General features: G+C 65.7%; 15 protein-coding genes. 6 read left to right on the forward strand and 9 right to left on the reverse strand.

The features are described 5' to 3' along the window. Positions 1-161: 161 nt before the first annotated feature. The gene (locus ACEF39_RS21075; RefSeq protein WP_500286487.1) at positions 162-1,589 is read left to right on the forward strand and encodes an amino acid permease; all 1,428 of its coding nucleotides are present in this window, start codon (positions 162-164) and stop codon (positions 1,587-1,589) included. Positions 1,590-1,680: 91 nt separating this feature from the next. Here ACEF39_RS21075 and ACEF39_RS21080 read toward each other — a convergent pair whose 3' ends face one another. Then, a complete protein-coding gene (locus tag ACEF39_RS21080) occupies positions 1,681-2,922 on the reverse strand; it encodes a dipeptidase (RefSeq protein ID WP_500286488.1) in 1,242 nt (413 codons plus the stop codon). A 155-nt stretch (positions 2,923-3,077) separates the two neighbouring features. Between ACEF39_RS21080 and ACEF39_RS21085 the strand changes: the two genes are divergently transcribed. After that, positions 3,078-3,896 carry a protein klaA gene (locus ACEF39_RS21085; protein WP_500286489.1) on the forward strand — a complete coding sequence of 273 codons (819 nt, stop codon included), beginning with the start codon at positions 3,078-3,080 and terminating at the stop codon, positions 3,894-3,896. Further along, complete coding sequence (locus ACEF39_RS21090; protein ID WP_500286490.1) at positions 3,893-4,759, forward strand: hypothetical protein; 867 nt, start codon at positions 3,893-3,895, stop codon at positions 4,757-4,759. The genes ACEF39_RS21085 and ACEF39_RS21090 overlap by 4 nt, the downstream gene beginning before the upstream one ends. Positions 4,760-4,829: 70 nt before the next feature. On the opposite strand, the gene ACEF39_RS21095 is transcribed toward ACEF39_RS21090, so the two are convergent. Continuing rightward, positions 4,830-5,999, reverse strand: a complete 1,170-nt coding sequence (locus tag ACEF39_RS21095; protein ID WP_500286491.1) for a class I SAM-dependent rRNA methyltransferase — start codon at positions 5,997-5,999, stop codon at positions 4,830-4,832. 353 nt (positions 6,000-6,352) lie between these two features. On the opposite strand from ACEF39_RS21095, the gene ACEF39_RS21100 reads away from it, so the two are divergent. Beyond that, positions 6,353-7,309, forward strand: a complete 957-nt coding sequence (locus ACEF39_RS21100) for a TerC family protein (protein ID WP_500286492.1) — start codon at positions 6,353-6,355, stop codon at positions 7,307-7,309. 106 nt (positions 7,310-7,415) lie between these two features. Then, positions 7,416-8,186 carry a rhomboid family intramembrane serine protease gene (locus tag ACEF39_RS21105; RefSeq protein WP_500286493.1) on the forward strand — a complete coding sequence of 257 codons (771 nt, stop codon included), beginning with the start codon at positions 7,416-7,418 and terminating at the stop codon, positions 8,184-8,186. A 160-nt stretch (positions 8,187-8,346) separates the two neighbouring features. Here the strand turns inward: ACEF39_RS21105 and ACEF39_RS21110 are convergent, their stop codons facing one another. After that, positions 8,347-9,462 (reverse strand): glycerophosphodiester phosphodiesterase, encoded by a 1,116-nt coding sequence (locus tag ACEF39_RS21110; protein ID WP_500286494.1) that lies wholly within the window; start codon positions 9,460-9,462, stop codon positions 8,347-8,349. 220 nt (positions 9,463-9,682) lie between these two features. Here ACEF39_RS21110 and ACEF39_RS21115 point away from each other — a divergent pair, with 220 nt between their 5' ends. Then, the gene (locus tag ACEF39_RS21115; RefSeq protein ID WP_500286495.1) at positions 9,683-10,765 is read left to right on the forward strand and encodes a beta family protein; all 1,083 of its coding nucleotides are present in this window, start codon (positions 9,683-9,685) and stop codon (positions 10,763-10,765) included. Here the strand turns inward: ACEF39_RS21115 and ACEF39_RS21120 are convergent. The 6 genes from ACEF39_RS21120 to rpmH form a co-directional block, all read right to left on the reverse strand. Beyond that, entirely contained in the window at positions 10,713-11,300 is a 588-nt protein-coding gene (locus ACEF39_RS21120) for a sce7726 family protein (RefSeq protein WP_500286496.1), read from the reverse strand. The two genes, ACEF39_RS21115 and ACEF39_RS21120, sit on opposite strands and share 53 nt — an antisense overlap. 69 nt (positions 11,301-11,369) lie before the next feature. Continuing rightward, complete coding sequence (gene mnmE, locus ACEF39_RS21125; RefSeq protein WP_500286497.1) at positions 11,370-12,719, reverse strand: tRNA uridine-5-carboxymethylaminomethyl(34) synthesis GTPase MnmE; 1,350 nt, start codon at positions 12,717-12,719, stop codon at positions 11,370-11,372. 3 nt (positions 12,720-12,722) lie between these two features. Then, positions 12,723-15,392, reverse strand: a complete 2,670-nt coding sequence (locus tag ACEF39_RS21130) for a polysaccharide deacetylase family protein (RefSeq protein ID WP_500286498.1) — start codon at positions 15,390-15,392, stop codon at positions 12,723-12,725. A 129-nt stretch (positions 15,393-15,521) separates the two neighbouring features. Next, positions 15,522-17,237, reverse strand: a complete 1,716-nt coding sequence (yidC, locus tag ACEF39_RS21135) for a membrane protein insertase YidC (RefSeq protein ID WP_500286499.1) — start codon at positions 17,235-17,237, stop codon at positions 15,522-15,524. Continuing rightward, positions 17,237-17,731, reverse strand: coding sequence for a ribonuclease P protein component (rnpA, locus tag ACEF39_RS21140; protein WP_025875580.1), 495 nt, complete (start codon positions 17,729-17,731; stop codon positions 17,237-17,239). Before rnpA ends, yidC begins: the two co-directional genes overlap by 1 nt. 5 nt (positions 17,732-17,736) lie before the next feature. Continuing rightward, positions 17,737-17,877, reverse strand: coding sequence for a 50S ribosomal protein L34 (gene rpmH, locus ACEF39_RS21145; protein WP_006404565.1), 141 nt, complete (start codon positions 17,875-17,877; stop codon positions 17,737-17,739). Between the last annotated feature and the right edge of the window lie 254 nt (positions 17,878-18,131).

Here is an 18,131-nt window from a genome sequence, read left to right on the forward strand (position 1 = left end):
CCGTTAGCGGGCTCTGCTGAGGACTTTTATGCCGATTCCGGCAGGCTGCCCAAGGTCCAGTGCACGTCGCGCCGGCCATGCCCCCCGTCAGTGGTAATGCTGCGCTGCATTCGGTCACACTCGGGAACTTGTCGTTCTCTGTCACCCCTTCCGAGGCCTGCATGTCCCTACTTCGGCGCAAGTCCCTAGATTCCGTCACCGTCCATGAAGCCGGCCGACGCCTGGTTCCCACCCTCAGCTGGCCGCACCTGATCGCACTGGGGATCGGCGCCATCGTCGGTACCGGCATCTACACCCTGATCGGCGTGGGTGCCGACCGCGCCGGCCCCGCCGTGCTGATCTCCTTCGCCATCGCCGGCGCGGTGTGTGCCTGCGCGGCATTGGCCTACGCAGAGCTGTCCACGATGATGCCGGCCGCCGGCAGCGCCTATACCTACAGCTACAGTGCCCTGGGCGAAGTGTTCGCCTGGGTGGTGGGCTGGAGCCTGATCCTGGAGTACTCGCTGGTGGTGAGTACCGTGGCGGTCGGCTGGTCCGGCTATTTCGTCGGCTTCCTGGAGTGGGTGAATAGCCAGTTCGGCTGGGACCTGCGCCTGCCGGCCATGCTCGCGGCCGGCCCGCATGTGGATGGCGGCATGATCAACCTGCCCGCCATCGTCATCACCTGGTTGGTGGCACTGATGCTGATGGCCGGTACCAAGGAAAGCGCCACCCTCAACGCGATCCTGGTGGTATTCAAGCTGATCGCGCTGGCCATCTTCGTGGCGGTAGCGCTGCCAGCATTCGATACCAACAACCTGCAGCCGTTCATGCCCTACGGGTTCGCCAAGACGCTGGGGCCCGATGGCGTCGAGCGTGGCGTGATGGCCGCAGCGGCGATCATCTTCTTTGCGTTCTACGGCTTCGACGCGATCTCCACCGCCGCCGAGGAAACCAAGAACCCGGCGCGCGACCTGTCCATCGGCATCATCGGCTCGATGGTCGGCTGCACCATCGTGTACGTGCTGGTGGCGCTGGCCGCGATCGGTGCGATGAGCTACACCGTGTTCGGCCAGAGTGCTGAGCCGCTGGCACTGATCATGCGCCAGCTGGGCCAGCCGACCGCCGCGATGCTGATCGGCGTGATCGCCATCATTGCCCTGCCGACCGTGCTGCTGGCCTTCCTGTACGGCCAGAGCCGCATCTTCTTCGTGATGAGCCGCGATGGTCTGCTGCCGCGTGGACTGTCCAAGGTCAACGCACGCACCGGCACGCCGGTGGCGACCACGCTGTTCACCGCCGTGGTGGTGTCGGCACTGGCCGGCATTGCACGCCTGGACGAGATCGCCGCACTGGCCAATGCCGGCACCCTGGCCGCGTTCACCGCCGTTGGCATCTGCCTGGTGGTGCTGCGCGTGCGTGAACCGAACCGCGAGCGCACCTTCCGCACGCCGTTGGCCTTCATCGTCGGCCCGCTGGCGGCGCTGGGCTGCATCTATCTGTTCATCAGCCTGCCGCACACCACCCAGCTGTACTTCCTGGCGTGGAACGTGGTCGGCCTGGTGCTGTACTTCGCCTACAGCCGTCGCAATGCGCTGATCGGCCGGTAAAGGTAGTGCCGGGCCATGCCCGGCGGTCTTTCTGCTGCCGGCCAGCGGCCGGCACTACCACTGGGCGGCTGAGGGATTGCCGCAGGGCGGGCTAGCCGCCCTGCTTTGCCGCATAGTCCTGCGCCTGGCGCATCACCCGCAGCAGGTTGCCGCCCCAGATGGCGGCGATCTGTTGTTCGCTGTACCCCTTGCGCAGCAGCCACGCAGTGATCTTCGGCAGCTGACTGACATCGGGCAGGTCGCTCAGGCCACCGCCGCCATCCCAGTCCAGACCGATGCCGACGTGCTCGGGGCCGACCACCTTCAGGATGTGCTCGAAATGGGCGAAGAAGTCGTCCAGGCTGGCGTGGCGCACCGGGTGTTCGTGGTCCAGTGCCTGCTCGGCCTTCTGCAGCACCACGCCCTGTTCGATGGTCATGCCTTCCCAGCCCCCCAGCTGCTTGCTCAGGGCTTCTTCGGCCTGCTTGCGCTCGGGCGACTTGGCGGTGTCGATCAGGTAGCCGCCATACGCGTTCACCTGGATCACCCCGCCGGCCCTGGCCAGCCTGCGCAGGCGTGCGTCATCGAGGTTGCGTGGGTGGTCGTAGATTGCCTTGGCCGAGCTGTGCGACAGCACGAACGGCACCGGCATCATCGCCAGCAGATCGTCGAACACGGCATCGGAGGCGTGCGACTGGTCGATGACGATGCCCAGCTTCACCGCGGAGCGCACCAGGTCCTTGCCGGCTGGGCTCAGGCCCTTCCATTCAGCGCCCTTGGGGTCGGTGGCCGAGTCGGCGAACTCGTTGTTGGCGAAGTGCACGGTGCTGAGCAGGCGCAGGCCCGCCCGGTGATAGAACGACAGCAGGCTGGGATCGGCCACCAGCGGACTGGCGTTCTCCATGCTGATGTAGACCACGCGCTTTCCGGCGGCCTTGATCCGCGCCGCGTCATCGGCGGTCAGCGCCAATGCGAAGCGCTCGGGATTGGCGGCCAGCATCTGCCGGATCTCCAGCAACCGCTGCAGTCCATGGTCGCGCTCGGCCAGATGCGCGGCGGCCGTGCGGTCGCCCTGGTCGGTATAGATTGCCCAGAAGCCGCCATCCAGCGCGCCTTCGACCATGCGTGGGTAATCCACCTGCGAGAGCGCATTGCGGTCGTGCCGCTGCTCGATGTCGAAGCCGTCGCGGCCGAAGTTGGCAGGCGTATCCAGATGGCTGTCCAGGGTCAGCAGGCGCTGCTGCAGTGCCTTGGCACGGGCCAGCTCCTGCGCGCTGAAGTCGATGGCATGGGCGGACAGCGGCGCACTCAGCGCCAGCGCGAGCAGCAGGGACAGACGACGCAACGACGGCATGGGCATCCACCAGCAATGGGAAGGACACGACCATAGCGCCGCGACGGCCAACGCCGGTAGTGCCGCATGATCCGCCAGCTCCATTACACTCGCCGGCAGCCGATAGGTCAGCGTGCAGCACCGCGCGCTGCGTCGACCATGGAATGGAAGCATCGATGTCGAACTCCCAGCCTCCCGCGCTGCCCGTGCAGGGCCAGGCGCCCGTCCCCGCCAGCGTGGTCACCGTCGAGCAGCTCAAGCGTGATGTGCTGCCAACATTGTTTGCCGGGCGCACCGACATCGGCCGCTATGGCCCGGCCGACCTGGCCAGCGCCAGCGCCGAGCCGGCCTGGCAGGATGGCAGCGCCAACGCACTGGCCCAGGCGCTTGCCGAGCTGGTCAGCCGGCTGTCCGAACATGATCCCAATGCGCTGCTGCAGCGCGCGGGATGGTGGAAGCGGTTCACCGGTGCCGATATCGAAGAACGCCTGCGCCGTCGCATTGCCATGGGCAGCAACGGCGATGTTCTGGCCAGGATCGAGCGCGAGGCCATCGCCGTGCGTGCCAGCGTCGATCGACTGGATGCGCAGCTGCTCGAGCATGACGTGCAGGGGGTGCGACTGCAGGTGTACATCGATGCAGGCGTACAGTTCCTGCAGGAGCTGCCAGCGGCCGTCGACAACGACGATGACGCGCCGGTGCTCGACCGTCCGGTCGAGCGGCTGCAACGCCGCGTAGCCAACCTGACCGCGCTGCTGGCCAGCCATTCGATGAGCCGGATGCAGGTGCAGCTGGCACGCAGCCACGCCATCGACCTGCTGGATCGTTACAGCGAGACGGTGCAGATCCTGCTGCCAATCTGGCGCCAGACCATCCAGGCGCTGCACAACAGCGACAACGCCAGCCCGCAGATGATCGCCAGCGCGGCCCAGGCACAGGACCAGCTGAAACAGGCCCTGCAGCAGTTGCTGCGCACATCGGCGGTGCCGGCATGAGCGCGCCGGTACGCGATCCGCTGCAGATCCCGCCGGATCTGCAGGCGCGGGTGGAAGCTGTTCCGGGCCTGCGCGCGCTCTACCGGCGGGCCTCGCTGCTGCGGGTCTTCGGCCTGGCCTGCCTTCCGCTGGCGGCAACGGCGCTGTCCTACATGGCGCTGGCATTCACCGGCACCGAGCTGGGCCCGCCGTCGTGGGCGCACGTGCCGGCGGGCTATGGGGCGAAGGACACAGGCAAGCAGCTGCTCATCCTGATGGTCATGACCCCCTTGCTGCTGGTGTGGATGTACTTCGGTGTGCGCGACCTGCTCGGCCGCCATCGCGTTCGCCGCTTCGCCTGGTCGTTCGCCCTGGGTTCGATGCTGCTGTGCGGTGCATTGGGAAGCGTGGGCATCACCGCGCCCGCCGTGGGCCAGGGCGATCGCCTCGACCATCGCCAGCTGGACGCGCTCATCGCCAGTCCAGACTTCAGCAGCTTCAGCCCCCAGTGGCAGGCCTATCTGCGTGCACAGCAGGAGCTTCCCTACGGCGTGGCCTCGTCGGCCGTGGTCGCCACTGCCCATGCATTGGCCAATGGCGAAGACATCGGTGTTCCGGTATCGCCGGCAATGCAGTCCCGCTTCGAGAAAGCAGCGGGGCTGCCCCGCTCTGAACGGTCGCAGCGATGGCATCACCAGCGTCTGCTGGGCTGGCTTCTGTTCGACGTCGGCTGGGTGCTCGCACTGCTCGCGGTACCGGCGCTGCTTGCGCTGGGTGCGGTGGCGATGGTGCTCGGCCACCATCTGCGGCGCAGGTCCGAGGTGATCAACGGGTTGCTGCAGCAGCTGCAGCCGGTTCCTGCGCCGCCCCGCGCGCAGCCCTGAGGCCGGCGCGCGGGGGTAGTCTTCGGCGCTGTGTGCGCGAACCGGGCATCGCCCGGCTCCATGCCGTGGGTCAGTCCACCACGCGGCAGAACACGGCCTTCAGGTAACGCGATTCCTGCACGTGGGCCATGAACGGATGGTCCGGGCCGGCGCCGGCCACCTTCAGGATCTGGATGGTACGGCCGGAGAAGTACGCCGCACGACGCAGCATGTCCAGGAACTGGTCCTCGGCCACGAGGCCGGTGCAGGAGAACGTGGCGAACAGGCCACCGGGCTTGACCACGCCCAGCGCCAGCTTGTTCATGTCCAGGTACTTCTTCAGCGCGGTAATCACCTGCTCGCGATCGCGGGTCATCTTCGCCGGGTCCAGGATCACCACGTCGTACTTCTCGCCGCGGTTGGCCGCATCACGCAGCCACGGGAAGATGTCGGACTGGACGAACTTCGGGCGCACGTTGTTCAGACGCGAATTGCCCTTGGCGATCTGGATGACGTCTTCATCAATATCGATGCCGACCACTTCAGATGCCCCGCGCGCGGCCGCATACACGGCGAAACCGCCGGTGTTGCAGCACAGGTCGAGCACGCTCTTGCCTTCCACCTGCTGGCTCAGCCACTCACGGTTCTCGCGCTGGTCGGCGAAGAAACCGGTCTTGTGCGCACCGGCCGGGTCGGCGCGGAACTTGATGCCGTACTCGGTGATCACCGACGCTTCGGTGGTGGTGTTGCCGTGGAAGTCGAAGCTTTCCTGCTTCTGCACGTGCTCGTCGGCGAAGCTGTGGAAGCGGCAACCCGGGAACTGTTCGCGCAACGCGTCGTAGATCCACTCGCGGTGACGGAACATGCCGGCGGCGAAGAACTCCACCACCACCAGATCGTTGTAACGGTCCACCACCAGGCCGGAGAGGCCATCGCCTTCGCTGTGCACCACACGCCAGGCGTCGGACACCGCATCAAGCTTCAGCACCTCGCGACGCAGCGACACCGCTTGGGCGATCTTGCGCGAGAACCAGCCGGCATCCACCGGGATCTGCGGGTCGGTTTCGAGGATGCGCACGGCAATACGCGAATGCCCGTTGTAGAAACCACGGCCGATGAACTCGCCATCCACGCCGACGACGTCGACGAGGGAGCCGGGCTTGGGCCGGACGGTCGGCTTCTCGACCAGTTTCTGGAAGATCCACGGGTGGCTGGAGCGCCACGCGTTCTTGAGGCGGATAACGGGAAGGGGGGTATTCATCCACCTATTGTAGACCGGGCGCTGGGGTCAGATCCCCACAGGGGCTCTGACCCCTTGGTCGTCGTGGGCATGGGGTCGGAGCCCCTGCGGGGATCCGAGCCCCGCCCCAGGGCATTTGACGCCGGCCCGGCCAGGCCGCAGAATCGGCGGCAGAAGGGGAGTAGCTCCCAGACGTTGTCGCCGTCAATTCGAGCCCGCAGGCTCCGGTGCAACGGCAGTTCCGGCCCATCGGAACTGCGAGCGAGACCTTCGCCGTACTGGCGAAGCTCTGTCCCTGGATCCCCTCCCGATCCTCCGTTGCAGATCCTCGCCGTCCGGCTTGAGGCATTTTTCATTTCCCAACGGACAAACCCATGCAGACGATCGGTAATTTGTGGTTGTGGGGCGGCTTCGCAGCGGTGGTGGTCATCGCCCTGCTGGTCGACCTCGTATTGATGCGCCATGGTGGCCCGCACAAGGTCACCTTCAAGGAGGCCCTGTGGTGGTCCATCGGCTGGGTGGTGCTGGCGCTGGCCTTCAACGGCGGCCTCTGGTTCTACCTGAACGAGACCGCCGGCCAGGTCGTGGCCAACAAGGTCGGCCTGGAGTTCCTGACCGGCTACCTGGTCGAGAAGGCGCTGGCGGTGGACAACATCTTTGTCTTCCTGATGATCATGAGCTACTTCGCGGTGCCGGAGGAACAGCGCCAGAAGGTGCTGATCATCGGCATCCTGGGTGCGATCGTGCTGCGTACGATCATGATCTTCGCCGGCAGCGTGCTGATCACCCAGTTCCATTGGCTGCTCTACGTGTTCGGCGCCTTCCTGCTCTTCACCGGCTGGAAGATGTGGTTCGCCGCGGGCCAGGAGCCTGACCTGGAAGCCAATCCGGCCCTGCGCTGGATGCGCAAGCACCTGCGCCTGCTGCCGGACTACGAAGGCAGCGCGATGAGCGTCAAGCGCGACGGCGTGCGCTGGTTCACCCCGCTGTTCGCGGTGCTGATCCTGATCGCGGTGACCGACGTGATCTTCGCGGTGGACAGCATCCCGGCGATCTTCGCGATCACCACCGACCCGTTCATCGTGCTGACCTCCAACGTGTTCGCGGTGCTCGGCCTGCGTGCGATGTTCTTCCTGCTGGCCGGCATGGCCGATCGCTTCCACCTGCTGCCGTACGGCCTGGCCCTGGTGCTGGCCTTCATCGGCGTCAAGATGATGATCATCGACCTGTTCAAGATCCCGACCCCGATCTCGCTGGGCGTGGTCGCGGTGATCATCGCCGCCACGGTGGTGCTGAGCCTGAAGAATCCGCCGAAGGAAGGTGGCGCCTGATCCAGGCGGATTGAAGGATGCGGCCGGCGGATTGTCCCGCCGGCCGCCTCCACTCTCCCGCAGCGGTGGCCTTGGTTTCGCGCCGGCCACCGCCATTGCTGAGGGTATGAACACGAACGCGCCCCTGCCCGCCGGCGACGCGCCGGCCGACCGCAACGACCGTACGCGCATCCTGCGCGCCTTCAATGCCAGCCTGGCTGCCGTGCTGGTGCTGGTGGCCGTGTTCGCCCTGCAGGATCATTTCGACTGGCGACCTTGGGCCGTGGCACCGCTTGAAGCCAAGGGCCTGCTCGGCCTGATCGGCGGACCGCTGCTGCATGCCTCGGTCGAACACATCGCCGCCAACAGCGCCGCGATCCTGATCCTCGGCACCCTCGCCGGCAGCGTCTATCCCAAGGCCACGCTACGTGCCCTGCCCCTGCTCTGGGTTGGCTCGGGCATCGGTGCGTGGATGCTGGGCAACCCCGGCAGCTTCCATCTCGGCGCCAGTGGCGTCACCCACGGCCTGATGTTCCTGCTGGCCAGCCTCGGCCTGTTGCGCCGCGACCGCGCAGCCATTGCCACCGGGCTGATCGGCATGCTGTTCTACGGCGGCATGCTGATGACCGTGCTGCCGCACGCCGACGGCGTGTCCTGGCAATCGCACATGGGCGGAGCCTTCGCCGGCATCATCGCCGCACTGCTGTTCCGCAATGCCGACCCGTTGCCGCCGCGCCCGCGCTACAGCTGGGAGGACGAGGAAGACGAGGTCGAGCCGCTGGCCGACGACGAACTCGAGCCGCCGTCGCCGCAGCGCGTGCCGGTGCTGTGGCAGCCACGCGAAGGGCAGGACTATGTGGTGATCCCGTTCCGGCGGCCGCAAGACCCGCGCGGTTGAGCGGTGGCGGGGTCGGATCCCCGAAGGGGCTCTGACCCCGGGCGCCGCGTCCTCGCGTTCCGGTAGTCGCCGACCTTGGTCGGCGCTCATGCGTCCGGCGTCCATATATGCTCCCTGCGGTGACCGCGTGCCAACCAAGGTTGGCGCCTACCAGAGCGGGTCAGTTCGCCGCGTTTCCCGCCGCGCCCATTCCATCCACCGCCTGCCGGCCCAGTGCCGGATCATCGGTGAAGAAGGCATCGATGCCGGTCGCCAGATAGGCACGCATCTCCGCGATCGACCCTTCCGCGTTGCGCGCATTGTCCGCGCCCTTGCGCAGGTTGCTGGCCTGGAAATGGTTCTCCGGGCGGAAGGTGTACGGGATCACCATCAGGCCCACCGCGTGCGCATCGCGCACCAGCGACGTCGGCGTGCCCAGCGCACCGTTGGCATCCAGCGGGATGATCGAGCGCAGCTCCGGGCCGATGCCATCGGCATAGGTCGCAATCTCCTTCAGACCCGCCGGGGTCATCATCTGCGCATAGGTCAGCGCGCCGCCGGCCTTGGCGATGTCGGCCGGCTGGGTATCGCCCTTCCACAGCAGCTGCAGCAGGCGGATGTTGCTGCCACGCGGGATCTTGCCGCGCAGGTAACGCAGGTTGGCGGTCTCGAACGACTGGATGGTGACCGGGCCGACGTTGGTATAGGCGTTGCCACGCAGCGCAGCCAGCACCTTGTCTTCCATCGGCAGGCCGATCGACTGGAAATAGGTCGGGTGCTTGATCTCCGGCACCAGGCCGATGCCACGGTTGGCACGGCCGGCCTGCTGGACCAGGAACGCCAGGATCTCGTCCAGGCTGGCGATGCGGAACTGGCCGTCATAGGCGGTGCTGCGGAACTCCGGCAAGCGCTCGCGGGCGTACAGCGTCTTCAGCTCGGCCAGGGTGAAGTCCTCGGTGAACCAGCCTTCGACCGTCTGTCCGTCGATGACCTTGCGGGTCTTCCGCTTGGCGAATTCCTTGTGCTCGGCCACGTCGGTGGTGCCGCCGATCTCGTTCTCGTGGCGGGCCACCATCACTCCGTCCTTGGTCATCACCAGGTCCGGTTCGATGTAGTCGGCGCCGTCGGCGATGGCCTGCGCATAGGCCGCCAACGTGTGTTCGGGCAGCAATGCGCTTGCACCGCGGTGGCCGTAGACCGACACCTTGGGCGCGGCCGGAGGGGAGGATTCAGCACTCATGGCCACCGATGGTGCCACGGCCAGCGACAACAACAACGCACGACCCCACGACTTCACTGCGACTTCCCCAAGCGGTTTGTGATGGGCGTCAGTATGCGGCGGGAATGTGACAGGTTGGGGGAGCCGGTGTTCGGCTGCCTGCGGTCGGCCAATGATCGCGCTGATCTCCATTCGGATTCGATTCTGCAATTTTTCCGATTGAACCGCGGAAAGGATGGGTCATAGCCTCGACTGACCAACACCGATGTTGGCAGAGGACCAGACCATGGAGAAAACAATGTACGTGCCCATCCTGAAATGGCGGCAAGGTGAGTACCTCGCTGTAGGTCGTACACGCGAGACCATCAAGGACTGGATGTATCCCCTGTTCGAGATCCCGGTCGAACAGTGGGACTTCGAGAACGATGCGCCCGCCAAGTCGCTAGACGACCATCTGAAGAATGTCGGCAAGCGATTGAGCACCAACTGGAAGAAGCGCCGCTGCCTGTTCGATTCACCACATCTTGCCGGCGACGACACGATGGCCAATGGAGACCATCACCTCGCGCGCGTCTTCGATCTCGCGCGGGCGTCGGCCTGCCAGGCCATCCCTGTCACCGGTCTCGGTCGGCATCTGGTGTATCAGCAGGCAGTGGCCAGCATCATCGTCCAGGATGGTCGTGGGTGCGCACTGCGCTTGATTCCCGATGACCTGGAAGGCAACCCTTCAGCAAAGATCGACGGCTTGATGCATCTCCTGGGCGTGACACCAGAACAGGTGGACATCGTTCTGGACAGTGCGGCAGATGTCGCAGATTCTCCGACCCTGCAGGCATCGTTCTGGCAGGCGTGGATCGCTGGATTGCCACACATGGACCGGTGGAGATCGCTCACCGTGGCCGGCGGAAGCTTCCCTGCGAGCCTGAACCCGTCAGCAGGGTATCGCCCTCATGGAGACGTTCATCGTCGCGAATGGCGTGGGTACACCCGGCTCGCTGCCAGTGCCCCACAGCGTCAGCCGTGGTTCGGCGACTACGGATGCGCGTCACCACAGACCGAGATGATGGACCCACGTCTGTTCGACCCGAATGCAAAGATCAAGTACACGATCGATGACCAGTGGCGGATCATCGTCGGCACCCAGGTCAAGCGCAATGGCCGTGACCAGTACCGCGACCTGTGCAGGCACCTGATCTCTGATCGCCCTGTGGTATTCATGGGGAGAACCTACAGTGCTGGCGACGAATACATCGAAGACTGCGCCAACAACGTCGCCAGCACAGGCGGCAGTTCGACCTGGCCGACGGTGGCGACCAACCACCACCTGACTAAGGTTGTTCGCGACCTCGCCAATCTGTCCGGCGCTTCAACTGTTCCCTGACCAGCGTGCGGATCTCGGCGAGGCTGTATACCTCTCCAAGCCGCTCGCACAGTGCTGTGCGGTTGCCGCGCAGCGCTGCCTTGTCCGGGTTCCTTGCACAGATCAGTGTCGCGATCTCATCACGCCAGAGAAGTGCGGCAACGTCCATCCCGATGACCGACGGATTGAGTCTTGCAGGTCGCAAAAGTTCCATTCGCACCGCATTGCGCGCGCCGCGCGATACCGTTCGTACGCCCCACCACTCCGGCAAGACCTCCAGTGCGTGGTCAAGATGCCGCTGCCCCACGACAATCGTCGCTTTGTCGAGAACGTTTGAATAGAACTGCTGCTGCACAGGAAGCCTGCGCAGCGTGTCGACGTCGCTCTTGATCTCGTAACCGTGCAGATGCCCATTGATGACACAGATATCAACACGGCAGGCGCCGCGAGCGAGCCCCATCTCCTCCACGACCAGCGTATGGGGATTGGCCACGTGCTCGGCGATCACCTTGCGAAGGAGCGCGGATCTGACGTCGCTGTCGGTTATCGGGTCCATTGTCGAATCGTACCAAGAGGGAGTCGCTGTACTGCATGAAACCCAGGCATGTCGCAGTTCACCGCGGCACTATTTGCCGATGCAGAAACTGGAGAAAATCCTTCCCAGAAGATCATCGGCACTCATCTGCCCGGTGATCTCGCCCAGTGCGTCGTGCGCCAGCCGCAGCTCTTCCGCCGCCAGTTCCAGGCGCTCGTGCACCAACTCTCCGTCCGCCCGCTGCGCATGTCCCTGCGCGCGCTCGATGGCATCCACGTGGCGCGTACGCGCGGAGAACTCACCGTCCACCTGCTCGCCCGCACCGGCCGAGGCGATCGAGCGCAGGCGCGCATGCAGGTCGTCCAGTCCCGCGCCGGTGGCAGCGGAAACGAACACGCGGTCCGGGTCGTCCAGCACCGGCATCGCATCCAGCAGATCCGACTTGTTGTGGATGTACACCTTGTGCGGCACCGCCTTCATCGCATCACCGATGGCTGCTTCGCCCGCGGCCGGGTCGCGCGCATCCAGCACGATCAAGGCCAGATCGGTGCGTTCGATCTCCGCGCGCGCGCGGCGCATGCCTTCGCGTTCGATGGCATCGCCGCCATCGCGCAGGCCGGCGGTGTCGACCAGGGTCAGTTCAAGTCCGTCCAGTCGGATGGTCTCGCGCAGCGTGTCGCGGGTGGTGCCGGCAATGTCGGTGACGATGGCGCGCTCGCTGCCGGCCAGCGCGTTCAACAGCGAACTCTTGCCGGCATTCGGTGGGCCGATCAGCACGGCATGCAGGCCATCGCGCAGGCGACGGCCGCGTTCGGCATCACGACGCAGCAAGGCCAGGTCGCTACGCGCCTGCTGCAGCCCGCGCCGCACCTGTGCGCCGCCGAGCGTATCCAGCGGTTCGTCGGCGAAGTCGATGGCCGCCTCCACGTGGATGCGGAGCAGCACCAGCTGTTCGACCACAGTGTCGATGCGACGCGAGAACACACCATCCAGCGAACGGCGTGCAGCACGTGCGGCGCGGTTGTCACCGGCCGCGATCAGATCGGCGATGGCTTCGGCCTGTGCCAGGTCGAGCTTGCCGTTGAGAAACGCGCGCTCGCTGAACTCACCTGGCCGTGCCTGGCGCGCGCCAAGTGCGATGCAGCGCGCGACCAGTTGCTGCAGCAGCACCGGGCTGCCATGGCCCTGCAGCTCCACCACTTCTTCGCCGGTGAAGCTGTTCGGCGCCGGGAACCACAGCACGATGCCGTCGTCGATTACCTCGCCGTCGGCATCGCGCAGGCGCGCGTAGTGCGCATGGCGCGGGCGCAGGGTCGGAGCGCCGAGCGCGTTGGCGATGGCTGCAGCACGCGGGCCTGACAGGCGCAGCAAACCTACGCCGCCCGCACCGGGTGCGCTGGCAATGGCCACGATAGTCTCGGTACGCGTCATGTCGTTCATCGCTCAGAGCTTCTCCAGCTGCGCGCGCGCTTGTGCCGCACCACTGCCTTGCGGCTGCAGCGCCAGGTAAGTGGTATAGGCCTGCTTCGCCTTGGCTTTGTCGCCCGCGTGGAAGTACGCGTCACCCAGGTTGAGATGGGCCACTGCGCGCGACGGATCGATCTTCAGTGTGTTCTCCAGCCAACGCGCCGCTTCGGCATAGCGTTGCTGGCGGTAGTAGACGAAGCCGAGGTTGTTCGCCGCCTGGGCGAAGTCCGGGCGCAGCTTCAGCGCCTCGGCGAACTGCACGGCAGCTTCGTCGTAGCGCTTCTCGCGGTACAGCTGCAGGCCACGGTCGTTGGCCTGCTGCGAGCGCTGGCGGTCCGAGGCCGGTGCGGCCGTCGGCACCACCAGCCTGGCCTTGCCGCCCTGCAGATCGGCCACGGTCACTGGCGCTTCGCTGTTCTTGGCATCCTGGGCAGCGTCGACCTTGTTGTTCAGGGCGATTGCATCGGCGGTCAGCTGGCGCGTATCGGCGTTGAGGTATTCCTGGCTGTCCGGCACCTGGAACACGAACTCGCCGCCCTGCGAGCCGGGCAGGCTGCCGAAGGCCGGCGTCTGCTGCGAGACCGCCGACACCGCCGGCGCCACATAGGCGGCCAGCTCGGTACCGGTGATCAGGCCATCGCCGTTGAGATCGCCCTTGCCGGCCAAGGCCTGCAGCAGCACCCAGGTAAACACCGAGTGCCCGTTCGGGCCGGCATCGGCGACCTGCTGGTCGGCGCCGCCGGCGGTCAGCATCTGCCGCGCGCTGCGGCGTGCGTTCTCGCGCAGGAACGACGACGACGACGGGCCGCCGCGGGTCAGGCCGAGGCCGCTGTAGCAGGCATCCATCACGAACATCACATGCTTGGCCTGCATGCTCTCGGCGATGTTCTGGATGTCGGTCATCGCGATGGCATCGGTGGCGAATTCCTTCGGGTCCGAATCGACCGGGATGATGTAGCCGAGGTCGCGCCCGGATGCCAGCTGACGGGTAGCACCGTGGCCGGCGAAGAACACGAACACGCGATCATTCCTGCCGGTGCGGTCGTCGGACAGCCGGTCGTGGAAGGCGGCCAGGATGTTGTTGCGGGTAGCCTGCTCGTTCTTCAGTACGATCACCTGCGAGGACGGGAAGCCGAACTGCCCGGTCAGCGTATCGGCCACGGCCTGGGCATCGTGGCTGGCGTACTCCAGCTTGGGCCACTTGGCGTAGTTGTCGATGCCGACCACGATCGCCCACGATTTTTCATAGCCGGTGGTGACGGTGGCATCGCGGTCGCTGCCCTTGGGCGGCCGGGCGACGCTGAAGTCGCGGCCATTCCAGCCGGCGAACTGGTAGCCGTCAGCGATCAGCCGATCCAGGATCTGCGGCAGTGCCTTCACCGCGCGGTCGTGGATATCGTGGAACAGGATGATGCCGCGCTGTTCCTTGTTCACCTGGTCGAGCACGCGCTGCACGATCGATTCCGGCACCGGGTCGGCCCAGTCCATCGAATCGATGTTCCACATGATCGACTTCAGGCCCGCTTCGTTCAGCAGCTGCAGGCCTTCGGCGTTGCGCGCGCCATACGGGAAGCGGAACAGCGGTGCACGCTTGCTGTCGACGTCCTTCAGCAGGGTGTCGGTGTCCAGCACCTGCTGGCGCAGCGCATCGCCGGTGGTACGCGACAGCTGCGCATGGGTCAGGCTGTGGTTGCCGACGGCGTAGCCCTCTTCCATCAGGGTGCGGCTGATCTTCGCCATCGGCCCAAGGCTGACCTTGCCGTCGGTGTCGACCTTGCCCAGGTTGCGGCCGACCTCGAAGAACACGCCCGGTACGTCGTAGCGCTTGAGGATGGCCACCACTTCATCGGTATAGGCCTTGTGCGGGCCATCGTCGAAGGTCAGCACCACCGTCTTCGGCGGCAGGTTGCGGCCGAAGATCTCGCGGTCGCTGTCCTTCATCGACATCGGGTACGGCTCGATCACGCCGTAGTCGCGCAGGATCCCTTCGCGGCTGTAGTCCTTGTGCAGGTGCGCGATGTAGTCGTCCCACTTCTCGCGCTTCAGGTCGATGGCACGGGTGCGCTCGAAGCGGCTGAAGATGCGGGTCAGTTCCTGGTTGTAGTTGCGCTCGATCTCGTCCAGCGCCTCCAGGTCTTCGCCGATGCGCTGGTGCAGCTTCACCGCCGGCAACGAGGAATCGGCGCCGATGCGTTCGTGCAGGTCACGCAGCACTTCGCGGAACGCCAAGCGATCGGCATCGAACAGTTCGGGCGCCGACTCGATGTAATCCAGCACCGTGGCCAGGGTAGCGAAGCGCTGCGGGCTGGTGCCACGCAGCAGGGTATCGAACTGCGTGGCAATGGCACCGCGCTGTTCCAGGCCATCGTGGAACAGCTGCTGGCCGATGCGGGTGGAGGTGGTGCGATCAGCCGCAGGCTGCTGTTCCTCATCGGCCAGCAGCACGATGATCCGGCGATAGCCGTCGAGCTGCTTCTGCAATGCGCCAAGCAGCGGCGCGGCGGCAGGGTCGGCGGCGGCAGCGGCCTGTGCGCTCGGCTGGGTGACTGCCGCCGGTGCCTGCGCGTCCTTGTCGCTGCAGCCGGCCACGAGCAGGGTCAGCAGCAGGCTGGGCAGGAACAGACGAAACGACGGCGCACGCGGCATGGCGGACTCGAACAAAGGGAAAGAGGGTGCCGGCGATTCTAACGCCGCATGCGAAAAGCCCGCCTTGCGGCGGGCCTTTGCTGGGTCAGCCAGCCAGCGGCCGGCTCTACCCGTCGGCGCTGACGCGCCTTACTTCTTCTTGGCCGGAGCGGTCGCCGCCGTGGCCGGCACCGGGTCGCTGCCGTGGCGCTTGGTCATCCACCACTGCTGCAGCAGGCCCAGGCCACCGTTGACCACCCAGTACAGGACCAGGCCGGACGGCATGAAGGCCATCATGACGCCGAACACCAGCGGCATGAACTGCATCATCTTCTGCTGCATCGGGTCCATGCCCGGTGCCGGCGTCAGCTTCTGGGTGAACCACATCACCGCCACGTTGATCACCGGCAGGATGAAGTACGGGTCGCGGGCGGTCAGGTCCTGGATCCAGCCGAACCAGGGCGCCTGGCGCAGTTCGACCGATTCCACCAGCACCCAGTACAGCGCGAAGAAGATCGGCATCTGGATGAGGATCGGCAGGCAGCCGCCCATCGGATTGATCTTTTCCTTCTTGTACAGCTCCATCATCGCGGTCTGGAACTTCTGGCGGTCATCGCCATAGCGTTCCTTCAGCTGCGCGATGCGCGGCTGGAAGCGACGCATCTTGGCGCCACTCTTGTACTGCGTCGCCGACAGCGGGTACAGCACGATCTTCAGCAGCACCACCAGGCCGACGATGGCCCAGCCCCAGTTGCCCACCAGCTTGTGCACCTGGTTGAGCACCCAGAACAGGCCTTGGCCGATCACCGCCATCATCGAGAAGCGGCTGTAGTCGACCACACGATCCAGACCCGGCACGTCTTCCTTGGCGATCAGGTTGACCAGCTTCGGGCCGACCCACAGGCGGGCCTCGGTGCTGGTGGACTGGCCCGGGGCCACGGTGAAGGCCGGGCCGCGCGCTTCGATCAGGTCACGACCGGCCACCTGCGACAGCACGTAGTGTGCGGTCTGGTCCTTCTGCGGGATCCAGGCGGTGAAGAAGTGGTGCTGCAGCATCGCCAGCCAACCACCGGTGATGTTCTGGTTCAGCGCGCCATCGTCCAGGTAATCCTTGAACGCACGACGCTGGTACTTCTTGTCGTTGTCGTACCAGGTGGCACCGTTGAAGCTGAACGAGTCCGGGTTGGTCATGCTCCGCGACAGGATCGTCGGGGTGCGGTCCAGGGTGCGGTAGACGTAGCCGTTCCACGGCGCGGCGCCAGCATTGCTGACTTCGTCCTTGAAGCGGATCGCATACTCGTTGCGGCCCACGATCAGCGTGCGCTTGATGGTCACGCCGTTGTCGGCGGTCCACACGAACGGGACCTGCAGCTCGTTCTGGCCATTGGCCAGCACGAAGTCGCGGGTATCACCGACCAGCTTGAAGCCATCGACGCCCGGCACCGGGGTGTTCTTGTCTTCGCTGGCCCAACCGCTGATCGCGCTGTACGGATGTGCGGGATCTTCGGTCAGCAGGCGTACCGGCGGGCTGCCTTCGTCCTTGCTCTGCGGGAACTGCAGCAGTTCGGCATCGAGCACGCGGCCACCATCGATCACCAGGCGCAGCACGTCGGTGGTGATGGTCACGCGCTGTGCGGACGGGGTGGCGCTGGCCTGGGCCTGTACAGCGGCCTGGCCCGGGGCACCGGGAACCTGCGCGCTGGGGATGCTGCCCGGGGTTGCACCCGGAACGCTCTGTGCGGCGGCCGGGGCCGAGCTGGTCGTCGGCGCCGGGGTCGGGGCGGACTTCTCACGGCTCCACTCCATCCACAGCAGCACGGCCACCATCAGCCAGGCAAAGATCAGGAAAACACGGGTCTGGTTCATCAGCAGGCAGGCTCAGCGGGGCCGGGACGCGGTGCCGGCTCGGTGACGGAGGAAATGGCAATGCCATCAGGCGGCGGCATTGTGCCGTCCACGCCCGGCGCGGGCAATGCGCGCAGGCGCCGCAACAGGCGCAGGAAGGCCTGGCGGATATCTTCGTTGCTGGCATGACGCGCAGCAGTACGAGCCACGACGACGAAGTCGCCTGGCTGTATGTCGGTTCGTGTCTGACGCAAGGCGTCGCGCAGGACGCGCTTGATCCGGTTACGCCCAACGGCGTGAGGATCGACCTTGCGGGAAACCGCCAGACCCAGCCTGGCCGGCCGGTCAGCCGGTAGCCAGTGCAGGGTCATCAGCGGATCGGACACACGGCGGGCGCCGTTGAAGACCGTTGAATATTCGGCACGCGTGCGAACCCGCGCAGAGCGAGGGAATCGCTTGCGCGGGTCTGCAGTATTCACTGTCGAATGGATTGCGTCTGCCGCTGGATGCGGCATGGCAATCAGGCGCTCAGGACTTTGCGGCCCTTGGCGCGGCGACGCGACAGGATCTTGCGGCCGTCAGCGGTCTTCATACGGGCACGGAAGCCGTGGTCGCGCTTACGCTTGAGGTTGCTGGGCTGGAAGGTGCGCTTGGTGGCCATGTGGGCCTCTCGTATGAATGGGACGGAAAGAACCGGAAATTTTAGAGAGGTGTCCCCCCTCCCGTCAACCCCTGTCTGCTACGCCAATTCACCGGGCTGTGCAATAGCTGTGGATCTTTTTGTGAATAAGTAGGGGACAAGCATTCCGAAGGCGGGCGCTCGGTGGTAGGCTGAGCCATCCATTTCCCCCCTTTCAGGCCTTTGTTTGGGCGCCTTTTCGCGCCTATGCATCGGCCACCGGACAATTATTGCTG

It is taken from the genome of Stenotrophomonas indicatrix (assembly GCA_041545745.1).
Taxonomy (GTDB): domain Bacteria; phylum Pseudomonadota; class Gammaproteobacteria; order Xanthomonadales; family Xanthomonadaceae; genus Stenotrophomonas; species Stenotrophomonas indicatrix_A.

What these genes read in the sequence shown, in the direction of transcription:
- ACEF39_RS21075 (WP_500286487.1), top strand. Translation starts at nt 162, where the DNA reads ATGTCCCTACTTCGGCGCAAGTCCCTAGATTCCGTCACCGTCCATGAA.
- ACEF39_RS21080 (WP_500286488.1), bottom strand. Translation starts at nt 2,922, where the DNA reads ATGCCGTCGTTGCGTCGTCTGTCCCTGCTGCTCGCGCTGGCGCTGAGT.
- ACEF39_RS21085 (WP_500286489.1), top strand. Translation starts at nt 3,078, where the DNA reads ATGTCGAACTCCCAGCCTCCCGCGCTGCCCGTGCAGGGCCAGGCGCCC.
- ACEF39_RS21090 (WP_500286490.1), top strand. Translation starts at nt 3,893, where the DNA reads ATGAGCGCGCCGGTACGCGATCCGCTGCAGATCCCGCCGGATCTGCAG.
- ACEF39_RS21095 (WP_500286491.1), bottom strand. Translation starts at nt 5,999, where the DNA reads ATGAATACCCCCCTTCCCGTTATCCGCCTCAAGAACGCGTGGCGCTCC.
- ACEF39_RS21100 (WP_500286492.1), top strand. Translation starts at nt 6,353, where the DNA reads ATGCAGACGATCGGTAATTTGTGGTTGTGGGGCGGCTTCGCAGCGGTG.
- ACEF39_RS21105 (WP_500286493.1), top strand. Translation starts at nt 7,416, where the DNA reads ATGAACACGAACGCGCCCCTGCCCGCCGGCGACGCGCCGGCCGACCGC.
- ACEF39_RS21115 (WP_500286495.1), top strand. Translation starts at nt 9,683, where the DNA reads ATGTACGTGCCCATCCTGAAATGGCGGCAAGGTGAGTACCTCGCTGTA.
- ACEF39_RS21120 (WP_500286496.1), bottom strand. Translation starts at nt 11,300, where the DNA reads ATGGACCCGATAACCGACAGCGACGTCAGATCCGCGCTCCTTCGCAAG.
- mnmE (WP_500286497.1), bottom strand. Translation starts at nt 12,719, where the DNA reads ATGAACGACATGACGCGTACCGAGACTATCGTGGCCATTGCCAGCGCA.
- ACEF39_RS21130 (WP_500286498.1), bottom strand. Translation starts at nt 15,392, where the DNA reads ATGCCGCGTGCGCCGTCGTTTCGTCTGTTCCTGCCCAGCCTGCTGCTG.
- yidC (WP_500286499.1), bottom strand. Translation starts at nt 17,237, where the DNA reads ATGAACCAGACCCGTGTTTTCCTGATCTTTGCCTGGCTGATGGTGGCC.
- rnpA (WP_025875580.1), bottom strand. Translation starts at nt 17,731, where the DNA reads ATGCCGCATCCAGCGGCAGACGCAATCCATTCGACAGTGAATACTGCA.
- rpmH (WP_006404565.1), bottom strand. Translation starts at nt 17,877, where the DNA reads ATGGCCACCAAGCGCACCTTCCAGCCCAGCAACCTCAAGCGTAAGCGC.